Below are 12,759 nucleotides of genomic sequence, written 5' to 3'. Positions count from 1 at the left end.
TTGTTTTTTGCCATTCTGGATAATTATCGAAATTCCAGAAATAAATAGTTTTTATGTCTGATAAAGATTTTCGTAGAATAAATTTGATTTTATAATCTAAAGATATAGAGTCACTTGAGTTAAATCGATTCAAATCCGCGTAAAATAACTTGGTGGAGAAGAAAAAAAGCTTTTAATTTGCGACCTCTTAAAGTTACGGGCGTAGTTCAAGGGTAGAATAGCGGTCTCCAAAACCGTTGATGGGGGTTCGAATCCCTCCGCCCGTGCAAATAAAAAATAGTTTTTATCAGAAGCTTTCTAGTAATTGTACGATAAAATAAAGCATAAAAAAAAGCTTCGTCTCTTTAGGCGAAGCTTTTTTTAATATAAGGTAAATTTGAATTAATAATTATTTTTATAGCCTGAGGCTAACCCTTAAATTCAATTTAGATGATAATAATTTAGTTGTTGTTTTGACTTCAAATTTACAGGAAACTAAAACGTAATAGTCTTAAAATTATACTAAATTTTTTATAGTCAAAAATAAATTTTAATTTGCTCATTTTTAAGAAAGTGACAATTTGACATTTTATAAGATTTGGCAGTACTTTTGCAATCCAACAGAAAGAATAAAAAATGAAGTTTAAAAATATTTTTAAAAATAAAAGTAATATGACTACGGAAAATACAGAATTCGATCAAGAATTAGACGATGTAACGTTAGAGAATAACGCCAATGGAGAGCAATTAATTGTTGAAGAATTAAGTGTTGAAGAGCAATTAGCTAAAGACTTGGCTCACGAAAAAGATAAGTTTTTAAGATTATTTGCAGAATTTGAAAATTACAAAAAAAGAACTTCAAAAGAGCGTCTTGAATTATTTAAAACAGCAAACCAAGAAGTTTTATTGGCAATGCTTCCAGTTTTAGATGATTTTGACAGAGCAGCTGTAGAAATCAACAAATCTGATGACGAAAACCTTAAAAAAGGAGTGGAGTTAATTCACGAAAAACTAAGAAATACATTAGTTTCTAAAGGTTTAGAGCAGGTTGAAGTAAAAGCGGGAGACGATTTTAATGCTGATTTTGCTGAAGCAATTACTCAAATCCCAGCACCTTCTGACAAATTAAAAGGTAAAATCGTTGACGTTATTGAAAAAGGATACAAATTAGGAGACAAAATTATTCGTTACCCTAAAGTTGTTACTGGAAACTAAAATGCAAATAAAAATTTCAAGTGCATTTTTGGAATTTTAGAATTTGGAATTTAACCTAAATTATGAAAAAAGATTTTTACGAAATACTTGGCATTTCAAAAAATGCTGATGCTGCCGAAATTAAAAAAGCGTACAGAAAAAGTGCTCTAAAATATCACCCTGATAAAAATCCAGGCGACAAAGAGGCAGAAGAAAACTTCAAATTAGCGGCAGAAGCTTATGAAGTTTTGAGCGATCCGCAAAAGAAAGCGAAATACGATCAATACGGACATCAGGCTTTTGATGGTTCTGGCGGATTTGGCGGTGGTCACGGCGGTATGAATATGGATGATATTTTCAGCCAGTTTGGTGACATTTTCGGAGGCGGATTTGGCGGTTTCGGAGGCGGAGGCGGTGGCCCACGTCGTGCAAAAGGAAGCAATCTTCGAATCAAAGTGAAACTGACTTTGGAAGAAATTGCAAATGGAGTTGAGAAAAAAGTAAAAGTAAAACGTAAAGTTCAGGCCAAAGGCGTAACCTACAAAACATGTACAACATGTAACGGTCAAGGGCAGGTAATGCGTGTAACCAATACTATTTTGGGAAGAATGCAGTCTGCATCAACTTGTCCAACTTGTGGCGGTTCTGGTCAGATTTTAGATAAAAGACCTTCTGAGGCAGATGCTCAAGGAATGGTTCAGGAAGACGAAACAGTTTCAATCAAAATTCCTGCGGGAGTTGTTGACGGAATGCAGTTGAAAGTCTCTAACAAAGGTAACGATGCACCAGGAAATAGTATTCCTGGAGATTTAATTGTTGCTATTGAAGAAATTGAACACGAATTCTTGAAACGTGAAGGAGAAAATGTTCATTTCGATTTATACATCAGTTTCCCAGAAGCAGTTTTAGGAGTTTCTAAAGATATTGAAGCAATTAACGGGAAAGTGAGAATTAAACTGGAAGAAGGAATTCAATCTGGAAAAATCTTAAGATTAAAAGGAAAAGGAATTCCAAGTTTAAATGGTTACGGAAACGGAGATTTATTAGTGCACGTAAACGTTTGGACTCCAAAAACATTAAATAAAGAACAAAAACAATTCTTTGAAAATGCTTTAAACGACGAACACTTTGTTCCAAGTCCAGAGAAATCAGAAAAATCATTTTTTGAGAAAGTAAAAGATATGTTTTCATAACTAAAACTTTTTTAAAAGTGTTTAAATAAATAAAAACCCATTCTAATGTAAATTTTAGAATGGGTTTTTTGCTTATTAGTACTTAGAATAGCGTCGAATTAATTATTTTTACATCCGCTTTAAAGCAAAGGTCAAATTTGACACAGAAAATCTAGAAAACAGCATGAGCAACTTACTCGAAGTACATAAAGTCGTAAAAAAATACGGTGACTATGTAGCGCTTAACGAAGTTTCATTAAATGTGCCGAAAGGAAGCATTTATGGACTTTTAGGTCCAAATGGAGCTGGAAAAACTTCCCTTATTAGAATTATCAACCAAATTACAATGCCCGATAGTGGCGAAGTGATTTTGGATGGAGAAAAACTACAGCCAAAACATGTGCAGACTATTGGATATCTGCCAGAAGAGCGTGGATTGTACAGTACAATGAAAGTAGGAGAGCAGTGTTTGTATTTGGCTCAAATGAAAGGACTTTCTAAAACCGAAGCCAAAAAACAACTGGATTATTGGTTTGATTGTTTAGGAATTCAAGGCTGGTGGAACAAAAAAATTCAGGAACTTTCTAAAGGAATGGCGCAGAAAATTCAGTTTGTGGTTTGTGTGCTTCATAAACCAAAATTGTTGATTCTTGACGAACCGTTTTCTGGTTTTGATCCCGTAAATGCGAATGTTATTAAAGATGAAATTTTAGCCTTAAAAGAACAAGGTTCTACAATTATTTTCTCTACGCACAGAATGGAAAGTGTTGAAGAACTTTGTGATCATATTTCTTTAATTCATAAATCGAATAAATTAATCGAAGGAAAAGTAAACGATGTTAAAAGACAATTTCGAACAAACAGTTTTGAAGTTGGGATTTTGACGAACAATGTAGAAGGTTTGATGTATGACATTACACAAAAGTTTACCGTTTCTCCGGCAAACTTTAAATCTTTAAATGACGATTTAAAATTGAATATCGAAATTGGAAATGCGGCTCCAAATGAATTGTTGAATATCCTGACACAGCGCGGACAGGTAACACATTTCGTAGAGAAAATCCCGAGTATTAATGATATTTTTATTCAAACTGTAACAGAAAATAAAGTGTAGATTTTAGATTTCAGATTTTAGAGTGAAAACCTAGAATCAATAAATCTAAAATCAACAATCTAAAATTTATATATGAGTATTATTTCACTAATTATAAAAAGAGAGTTTATCGCAAAGGTTCGTAACAAATCTTTTGTGGTTATGACTTTTTTAAGTCCGTTGCTGTTTGTGGCGGTGGCATTTTTTATTGGCTATTTAAGTTCAATGAAAGCCGAAACCAAGCGAATTGCAATTCATGATGAAACAGGTTTATTTGCCAGCGATTTTTTAAAAGAAAATAAAAAAGGCGGAGAATATAAATACCTGAATGTATCTGAAATAAGTGTTTCTGCATTAAAGGACAGTATTGCTAAAGAGGATTTCAGCGGTTTGCTGGTAATTCCAAAAACCAATTCAGAAAAAGAATTAGAATCTAAAATTGAATTTATTTCGAACAATAGTCCAAGTATTTCTTTTATCGAAAATACACAGGATGTTATTGCTTCAAAAATCACGAAAATCAATTTAGAAAAAGCAAAACTGGATACTTTGGCAATCCAAAAAGCACAGGCAGATGTTAATATTCATTTAGCGAAAGCTTCGGGAGAAGAAAGTTTAAAAGGTTTAAACGAAATTAAAATCGGAATCGGAGGCGCTTTTGGTTACTTGATTATGATGTTTATTATCATTTACGGAAATATGGTAATGCGAAGTGTCATCGAAGAAAAAACAAACCGTATTATCGAGATTATTATTTCGTCTGTAAAACCATTTCAATTAATGATTGGAAAAATTGTCGGAACCTCTCTGGCAGGAATTTTACAATTTATGATCTGGGCTATTATTGGTCTAGGATTAATGTTTGCGGCGTCGGCTTTCTTCGGAGTAAATGTCGGTCCAACGGCTAGAATTTCTCCAGAATTAATGCAGTCAGCGCAGCACGAGCTTTCTGGAACCGCACAAATGTATATTGCCGAATTATGGAATCTGCCAATTGCAAGTATCATTATTGGTTTTGTAATTTATTTTATTGGCGGTTACTTTTTATATAGTTCATTTTACGCAGCAATTGGAGCTGCAGTAGACAATCAAACCGATTCACAGCAATTTTTATTACCGATTATAATGCCGCTTATTTTAAGCGTTTACATCGGATTTTTTACAGTAGTTAATGATCCACACGGAACGGTTGCTGTTGTATTCTCGATGATTCCGTTAACATCGCCGATTGTGATGTTAATGCGTATTCCGTTTGGAGTGCCGTGGTGGCAAATTGCAATTTCGGTATCATTATTGTTTGCTACGTTTTTCCTTGTTGTCTGGTTCGCCGCAAAAATTTACCGAGTAGGTATCTTAATGTATGGCAAAAAACCAACATGGAAAGAATTGTATAAATGGCTTAAATATTAATTTAAAGCTACTAAGATTCTAAGATACTGAGATGCTAAGTTTTTTTTAGTTCTCGGAAAAACTTAGGAGCTTAGTAACTTAGAACCTCAGAACCTTAGAAAATGAGCAAAATCCTAATTATAGAAGACGAAGCGGCGATTAGAAGAGTTTTGGTAAAAATTTTATCAGAAGAAAATGATTCGTATCAGGTTGATGAAGCCGAAGATGGCGTTGCGGGACTTGAAAAAATAAAAAACAACGATTACGATCTGGTTTTGTGTGATATCAAAATGCCAAAAATGGATGGAGTTGAGGTTTTAGAAGAAGTAAAAAAAATCAAACCAGAGATTCCGATGGTTATGATTTCTGGTCACGGAGATATGGAAACCGCGATTCATACCATGCGTTTGGGAGCTTTTGATTATATCTCTAAACCGCCAGATTTAAATCGTTTATTGAATACGGTTCGAAATGCTTTAGACAAAAAACAATTAGTTGTTGAAAATAAAATTCTAAAGAAAAAAGTCAGTAAAAACTACGAAATGATCGGCGAGAGCGAATCAATTAATCATATCAAAGTGATGATTGATAAAGTAGCGCCGACCGAAGCCCGAGTTTTAATTACCGGGCCAAATGGAACTGGAAAAGAATTAGTGGCACATCAATTACATGAAAAAAGTGAACGTGCTAATTTTCCTTTAATTGAAGTAAACTGTGCGGCGATTCCGAGTGAATTGATCGAAAGTGAATTGTTCGGACACGTAAAAGGTGCCTTTACATCGGCAGTTAAAGATCGTGCAGGAAAGTTTGAAGCAGCAGATAAAGGAACTATTTTCTTAGATGAAATTGGTGACATGAGCCTTTCGGCGCAGGCCAAAGTATTGCGTGCCTTGCAGGAAAGCATGATCACAAGAGTTGGTGCAGATAAAGATATTAAAGTGGATGTTCGTGTCGTTGCAGCGACCAATAAAGATTTAAAAACAGAAATTGCAGAAGGACGTTTTCGTGAAGATTTATATCACAGATTAGCAGTAATTTTGATTAAAGTACCGCCTTTGAATGAAAGACGTGATGATATTCCGGCTTTGATTTCGCATTTTGCAGAAAAAATAGCTTCGGAGCAAGGAAATGCGGTTAAAGGTTTTTCAGCGCAAGCGATAAAATTATTGCAGGAATACGATTGGACAGGAAATATTCGTGAACTTCGAAATGTGGTAGAAAGATTGATCATTTTAGGCGGAAACGAAATCTCTGAAACCGACGTAAAAATGTTCGCAAGCAAATAATGATTTGATTTCAATCTGAAATCTAAAATCAGAACTCTAAAATTTAGAAATGAAATTAAAGAAAATAAACGAAAGATTACAAGACGGTTTAATTGAAAATGGTTTAACGGAAGCAAATGCTTTGCAGTTAGAAACTTTTTCTACCTTAAAAAGTGGTGCCGACTGTGTTATTATTTCGCCGAAAGGAAGTGGAAAAACAACAACGATTGTTTTAAATGTGATTCAGCAATTGGCTGGAAAAACCGAAGAATCACCTCGTGCTTTGATTATTGTAGAAGATAAAGCGAAGGTCTTAGAAATGGTGGAGCTTTTCAATACGTACGGAAAATATACGAATCTGGAAGTTTACGGTGTAAATGAGAAAGGTGATATGGATTATGATAAAAATTATGTTTCAACCGGAATTGATGTTTTAATCGGAACGCCGACAAAATTAAACGATATGTTCAGCACCGCAGGTTACAATGTCAATCGTCTAAAAATGTTTATTCTGGATGATGCAGATCCGATTTTGAAATTGCGTCATGAGCCTAAAATTATGCGTATTTCTAACAGTATTGCCAAAACGCAGAGAATTATTTTTGCTGAAACTTTGACAGAACGTGTCGAAATTTTGGCAGACAAAATGCTTGTCGAACCTTATTTGTTTGATATGGATGAAGACGGTGAGGAACTTGATGAGGATGAAGAAGATATTGAGGAGGAAGAATAACAAATAATCATTCTCGTTTTAAGTCTTAGTAGTCAGTTTTAATACTGAGTACTGAGACTTAAAATTTTATACTAACTTAATCTATGGAGATTTTTAAAACACTTAAATTTTTGGTAATAGTTCTTTTGTGTGCTTTTCTGGTAATTTATCTTTTGATTATTTCCTATGTTTATTTTAATCAAGTTGGAATGGTTTTTCAAAGTGCTTCACTTCCAAAAGACCATAAGTTTGATTATGTTCAGAAATTTGAAGAATTAAACATAAAATCGTTTGACGGAACGAATTTGAATGGTTTGCTTTTTAAAGCCGAAAACTCAAAAGGCCTTGTTTTTTATCTTCATGGTAACGCGGGAACGCTTGATACTTGGGGAAGCATATCAAAAGTATATACCAATCTAGGTTATGATATTTTTATTTTAGATTACCGCAGTTTTGGGAAAAGCGAGGGTGAAATTGAAGATGAAGAACAATTGAATAAAGATATTTCAATTGTTTACCAAAACTTAAAAAAGCGCTATTCTGAAAACAAAATAATAATCGCTGGATATTCGATTGGTTCTGGATTTGCAACAATTTTAGCATCAGAAAATAAACCAAAAGCTTTGATGCTGCAATCCCCTTATTATAGTTTTACAGAATTGTCAAGTTCAAGAGTGCCATTTTTTCCAAATTTCATGAAAAAATTTCAAATGGAAACTTATACTTATTTACCAAAAGTTAAAGCGCCAATTTATATTTTTCATGGAAAAAATGATCGTTTGATTCCGTATGATAATGCTGTTCGTTTAAATAAAATAGTTGATGAAAATGGACATCTTTATCTACTCGAAAATCAGGAACATATTGGAATAAATGAAAATAATGAGTTTCAAAATCGATTAAAAATAATTTTAGAAGAAATATAATTAATAATAAAAAATAGAATGTTATGGGATTAATGAAGGTATTTTCAGGAAGCGAAGTGTTGGCAATTGCTTTGCAGGAAAGATTGGAAGAAGCTGGAGTAGAAACAATTAAAAAAGATAATATTCAATCTGCTAGACTTGGTGGCTTTGGAGGAACCGATTTAGCGGTTGAATTGTTTATTCAGGAAACAGATTTTGCAAAAGCAAATCCTGTTGTTGAAGAATTTAGAATGAGTATTTAAAAGTGTTCAGTATTTAAGTAAACAGTTACTAAGCTGTCTGCTGAGACTGAACACTAAATACTGAACACTGAAAACTAAAAACATGCAATACAAAATGATTGTACTCGACATGGATGATACCTTGTTGACAGACGACCACAGAATTTCGGATTTAAATAAAAAAGTGCTTTTAGAGGCACAGGCAAAAGGCGTTTATGTTGTTTTGGCTTCGGGCAGACCGACTATTGCAATGACTTCTTATGCGAAAGATTTGCAATTGGATATAAACGATTCGTATATGCTTTCGTTTAACGGAGCAATAATAAGTCGTGTAAAAGACGATTTGGTTTTGTTTGAACAGAAATTAACTGTTGAGCAGATTCACGATTTGTACGATTACAGCGTTAAAATGAATACGCATATCATTACCTATTTAGATAACGAAATAATCAGCGAAACGGATTCTGAATACATTGAAATCGAAAAAGAAATTACCGGAATGGCACATCGTAAAGTTCCAAGTTTTAAAGAATATGTAGACAGACCGGCCGTAAAATGCATTTTACTTCAAAATCCAGACTATTTAAAAACGGTTGAAAAAGATCTGATTGATTTTATGCCGCATTTGAGTGTTTCAACATCAAAACCATTTTTCTTAGAAGTAGCACAATTAGGAATTGATAAAGCGGCAAGTTTAAAGCTTTTGGCAGAAAAGCTGGGAATTCATCAAAGTGAAATTATCGCTGTAGGAAACGCAGGAAACGATTTAACAATGATTGAATATGCTGGTTTGGGTGTTTGGGTTGATAATGTTACGCCGGAGTTGCGTGATAAAGCAGATTTAATCGTATCTTCAAATAATAATGATGGAGTTGCTGAGGTTGTACAGCGCTTTATTTTAAATTAAAAAATAATTTAACACATAGAAACATAGGTTTGTTTCATGAAAAAAAATTATAAAGGAAATACATTTCTACACATAGCTATGTGAATTTTAGTGAAATGAAATGCCTTTAAGTACATCGATAAACTATGATTCTATGTGTTTAAAATAAATAAAGATGAAAAAAACAATTGAAACAGAACGTTTGATTTTAAGAGAGTTAAAACTTTCTGATGCAGAAGGTATGTTTGAATTGGATTCGAATCCAAATGTGCATTTGTTTCTCGGAAACAGACCTGTAAAACATATTGAGGAAAGTATAGAACAAATTGAAAATATCCAGAAACAATACAAAGATTTTGGAATTGCACGCTGGGCTGTTGTTTTAAAAGAAACTAATGAATTTATTGGCTGGTCTGGAATTAAATATATTACAGACGAAATCAATGATCACAAAAAATTCTACGAATTAGGATATCGTTTTATAGAAAAACATTGGGGAAAAGGATATGCGTCTGAAGCAGGAAAAGCTTTTGTAGATTATGCATTTAATGAAATGAAAGTAGAAGTACTTTACGCTTATGCCGATGCAGGAAATGAAAACTCAAGAAAAATTCTCGAAAAACTAGGTTTCCATTTTGTGAATTCGTTTACTTATCAGGAAGAATTAGAAGTTTGGTACGAACTCAAAAATCCAAACTCAAACTAAGAAATGTATTCCAAATCTTTACATACTTAAAAGTCAGTAAAGATTTGGAAACAATTCAGAGTTAAATATTTTGAAATATTATTTTTTAGCTACAGAAACAAAATATTTATTTCCGTCACCCATAGTTAATTTTACGCGTTCGTCACAAAGATCGATTGCAAAACTAGCACTTTCGTAACAGCTGCAAGTAGTGTTTTTGTCTTTAGACATTTCTGTTTTACAGTTGTTGTTTTTAAAAGTTGCCAATTGCGGTGTGTACAAGCTAACTAAGTCTGTAGAAGCTGTTACAAGCGAAATAATACTAGCAGAGTTATTGTTTGTGATTCTGTAAACAATTCTATCCGTATAGTTTACTTCATTTACAGTTACTTTACGAATATAAGTGTAAGCTGTAGACCCTTCACCTGGTTCTTTAACTTCAAATTTGAACCCAACTGCACGAATAGCAACATCAAATTGCTGCTGCGAGTTAAAGCTCGCCCATGTCGTTAATGTACTAATAGTAGGAAATGGATTTGTGGCAGGGACATTAGTATTAGTTTGCGCTTGCGAACTAAAATAGGTTAAGAACATCAAGCAGATCGTGGGTAAAAATGCTTTCATAAAGCGTGGTATTTATATAATATTTTGCCTACTCTCTTTGGTTTTCGGCTTTCCCATTTCATTTTGTAATACAAAACAACAACATAACGAGTAAAATTCAAAATTGTTATGCGTGAATTATTATTTAATTAATCAAACCTTGTTAAAATTCTTAAAATTGAGTTTATTTAGCGGAGATTTATAACAAAAGTAAATGTAAGAAATTTTGATTTTAAATCCATAAAAAATGCATTTAATCGATTAAAAACGCTTTTAATCGATGTTTTTGTCGTTTTATTCTTATCGAACGTTAAAAAAACAATTCTTCACGACGCAATTTAATCAAAATTTGTGTTTTGGCTTTATTTTTTCTTAAAACGTGATTAAAATGTTCTTTTAGCAAATTATTGACTCGAAGTGTTTTATTAACTTTCTTTTAATGAATATTGTTTGTAAATTTGCAGCCTTAAATTTTTTGACAACGATTTCATTAATTTAAGATAAATTATGGAAAATAGAAAAAAGGTTGCCTTTTATACGCTGGGTTGTAAACTGAATTTTTCAGAAACTTCTACAATCGCCAGAAACTTTAACGACGAAGGTTTTGACCGTGTCGATTTTGAAGAAATTGCAGATATCTATGTAATCAATACTTGCTCGGTTACAGAAAACGCAGACAAACAGTTTAAACAAGTCGTAAGAAAAGCAATGAAGCTTAATGATAAAGCTTTTGTTGCCGCTGTTGGTTGTTATGCCCAATTAAAACCAGAAGAATTGGCAGCAGTTGATGGTGTTGATTTGGTTTTGGGTGCAACTGAAAAATTCAAAATCACAGACTATATTCATGATTTAAGCAAAAACGATATGGGTGAAGTTCACTCATGCGAGATCGAGGAAGCCGATTTTTATGTCGGAAGTTATTCTATCGGCGATCGTACGCGTGCCTTTTTGAAAGTTCAGGATGGCTGCGATTATAAATGTACTTATTGTACCATTCCGTTGGCAAGAGGAATTTCGAGAAGTGATGCTTTAGAAAATGTACTTAAAAATGCCAAAGAAATTTCTGCACAGAATATTCGTGAAATTGTTTTAACGGGAGTTAATATCGGAGATTACGGAAAAGGGGAGTTTGGAAATAAAAAACACGAACATACTTTCTTAGATTTAGTTCAGGCTTTGGATAAAGTAGAAGGAATCGAACGTTTGAGAATTTCGTCTATTGAACCGAATTTATTGAAAAACGAAACCATTGAATTCGTTTCTAAAAGCCGCACTTTTGTGCCGCATTTTCATATTCCGCTGCAATCAGGAAGCAATGATATTTTAAAATTAATGAAACGTCGTTATTTGCGTGAAGTTTATATTGACCGCGTAAATAAAATTCGTGAAGTAATGCCTCACGCTTGTATTGGTGTTGATGTAATTGTCGGTTTTCCTGGAGAAACAGATGAACATTTCTTAGAAACATATCATTTCTTAAATGATTTGGATATTTCATACTTACACGTATTTACGTATTCTGAACGAGATAATACAGAAGCTGCAGCAATGGCGGGAGTTGTTCCGTCAAATGTTAGAGCAAAAAGAAGTAAAATGCTTCGTGGTCTTTCGGTTAAAAAACGCCGTGCTTTTTACGAAAGTCAATTAGGAACCAACAGAACAGTTCTTTTTGAAGGAGAAAATAAAGAAGGATACATTCATGGATTTACAGAAAACTATGTAAAAGTAAAAACACCGTGGAATCCAGAATTGGTTAATACTTTACAAGAAATCAATTTAACCAAAATAGACGAAGACGGAAGTGTTCGTTTGGAGTTTTTAAATAAATTGGCTGAGGTTTAAGATTTAGATATTCAGAACTTTGTCAAAGTTTCAAACTTTGACAAAGTTGATACATACAGTTTGTCATTCTGAGGAACGAAGAATCACACTCGAAACTCTACAAAGATTGGCAATTACAGGATACAGAATTACTAGTGTTCTCGTTCCTCGAAATGACAAAAAAAGCTCTTTAAATAATTTAAAGAGCTTTTTGTTTTTAATTAAATTCTTCGTGAATCTCAGCGAAATCTTAGCGTATCTCTGAGGTAGCAAAATCAATTATCTTCAACCACCAATTTCAACGAATTAATATAATCGGTATCAAATTCTATAACTCGAATTTTTTCGGGATTAAAACTCAATTCTCCGCCGAATTCTCCGCGAATGTCTATGAAGTTAATCGTCAATTCTTCCTCATTCAATTCCATTAATTTTCCTAAATAAGCAGATTTTGAAGATTTCTTTGCAATTTGAAAAATACCGTATTTCTCAGAAATATAATTTATAATCGAAGCCAAATCCTTAATCGGAATAATATCTTCTGAGTTAATCTTTAAGCCTTTTAAGCGAATTACTTTTTCGGTAAAAGCCAAATCATGATCTCTATTTACCGCTTCTATATTTTTATTTCTTAAAATCACAAAACCGTCCAAAATAAAATCCACGGGATTATTTCGAAGCAAAATCCAATCATCAGAATAGTCAATAAGAAAACCGGTAAAGATTTCTTTTTTATCCTGAAATTCGATTTCAACCAATTGTCTTAAATATTGTTCCATCATGTTTTTTTTAAATTCCAATAATTAAATTCCA

The 12,759-nt window shown here is 33.0% G+C and carries 13 protein-coding genes and 1 tRNA gene; 12 read left to right on the top strand and 2 right to left on the bottom strand.

Translation table 11 applies throughout. The annotated features are described in order from the left end of the window. Positions 1–195 precede the first annotated feature (195 nt). The 11 genes from ACFSC2_RS08595 (at position 196) to ACFSC2_RS08545 (ending at position 9,543) form a co-directional block, all read left to right on the top strand. A tRNA-Trp gene (locus ACFSC2_RS08595) sits at positions 196–266 on the top strand. A gap of 349 nt (positions 267–615) precedes the next feature. Continuing rightward, positions 616–1,194: a nucleotide exchange factor GrpE gene (locus tag ACFSC2_RS08590; RefSeq protein WP_379816988.1), complete on the top strand. Its 579-nt coding sequence runs from the start codon at positions 616–618 to the stop codon at positions 1,192–1,194. Positions 1,195–1,256: 62 nt separating this feature from the next. After that, positions 1,257–2,366, top strand: a complete 1,110-nt coding sequence (dnaJ, locus tag ACFSC2_RS08585; protein WP_379816987.1) for a molecular chaperone DnaJ — start codon at positions 1,257–1,259, stop codon at positions 2,364–2,366. Positions 2,367–2,529: 163 nt separating this feature from the next. Next, positions 2,530–3,459, top strand: a complete 930-nt coding sequence (locus tag ACFSC2_RS08580) for an ABC transporter ATP-binding protein (RefSeq protein ID WP_379816986.1) — start codon at positions 2,530–2,532, stop codon at positions 3,457–3,459. Between the two features lie 72 nt (positions 3,460–3,531). Then, complete coding sequence (locus ACFSC2_RS08575) at positions 3,532–4,848, top strand: ABC transporter permease (RefSeq protein WP_379816985.1); 1,317 nt, start codon at positions 3,532–3,534, stop codon at positions 4,846–4,848. Between the two features lie 101 nt (positions 4,849–4,949). Then, complete coding sequence (locus ACFSC2_RS08570) at positions 4,950–6,113, top strand: sigma-54-dependent transcriptional regulator (RefSeq protein WP_379816984.1); 1,164 nt, start codon at positions 4,950–4,952, stop codon at positions 6,111–6,113. Positions 6,114–6,162: 49 nt separating this feature from the next. Further along, a complete protein-coding gene (locus ACFSC2_RS08565; RefSeq protein WP_379816983.1) occupies positions 6,163–6,825 on the top strand; it encodes a DEAD/DEAH box helicase in 663 nt (220 codons plus the stop codon). A gap of 188 nt (positions 6,826–7,013) precedes the next feature. Then, positions 7,014–7,730 carry an alpha/beta hydrolase gene (locus ACFSC2_RS08560; RefSeq protein ID WP_379816982.1) on the top strand — a complete coding sequence of 239 codons (717 nt, stop codon included), beginning with the start codon at positions 7,014–7,016 and terminating at the stop codon, positions 7,728–7,730. Positions 7,731–7,753: 23 nt separating this feature from the next. Further along, positions 7,754–7,972 (top strand): putative signal transducing protein, encoded by a 219-nt coding sequence (locus ACFSC2_RS08555; protein ID WP_379816981.1) that lies wholly within the window; start codon positions 7,754–7,756, stop codon positions 7,970–7,972. Positions 7,973–8,066: 94 nt separating this feature from the next. Continuing rightward, positions 8,067–8,858, top strand: coding sequence for a Cof-type HAD-IIB family hydrolase (locus ACFSC2_RS08550; protein ID WP_379816980.1), 792 nt, complete (start codon positions 8,067–8,069; stop codon positions 8,856–8,858). A 154-nt stretch (positions 8,859–9,012) separates the two neighbouring features. Continuing rightward, the gene (locus ACFSC2_RS08545; RefSeq protein WP_379816979.1) at positions 9,013–9,543 is read left to right on the top strand and encodes a GNAT family N-acetyltransferase; all 531 of its coding nucleotides are present in this window, start codon (positions 9,013–9,015) and stop codon (positions 9,541–9,543) included. A gap of 78 nt (positions 9,544–9,621) precedes the next feature. On the opposite strand, the gene ACFSC2_RS08540 is transcribed toward ACFSC2_RS08545, so the two are convergent. Further along, positions 9,622–10,146 (bottom strand): hypothetical protein, encoded by a 525-nt coding sequence (locus ACFSC2_RS08540; RefSeq protein ID WP_379816978.1) that lies wholly within the window; start codon positions 10,144–10,146, stop codon positions 9,622–9,624. 486 nt (positions 10,147–10,632) lie between these two features. On the opposite strand from ACFSC2_RS08540, the gene mtaB reads away from it, so the two are divergent. Further along, positions 10,633–11,967 (top strand): tRNA (N(6)-L-threonylcarbamoyladenosine(37)-C(2))-methylthiotransferase MtaB, encoded by a 1,335-nt coding sequence (gene mtaB, locus ACFSC2_RS08535; RefSeq protein WP_379816977.1) that lies wholly within the window; start codon positions 10,633–10,635, stop codon positions 11,965–11,967. Positions 11,968–12,221: 254 nt separating this feature from the next. Here the strand turns inward: mtaB and ACFSC2_RS08530 are convergent, their stop codons facing one another. Next, a complete protein-coding gene (locus tag ACFSC2_RS08530; protein WP_379816976.1) occupies positions 12,222–12,725 on the bottom strand; it encodes a hypothetical protein in 504 nt (167 codons plus the stop codon). Positions 12,726–12,759 lie beyond the last annotated feature (34 nt).

The sequence above is a fragment of the Flavobacterium artemisiae genome (assembly GCF_042678225.1).
GTDB lineage: Bacteria > Bacteroidota > Bacteroidia > Flavobacteriales > Flavobacteriaceae > Flavobacterium > Flavobacterium artemisiae.
This window is presented reverse-complemented; position numbering and strand designations above follow the sequence as displayed.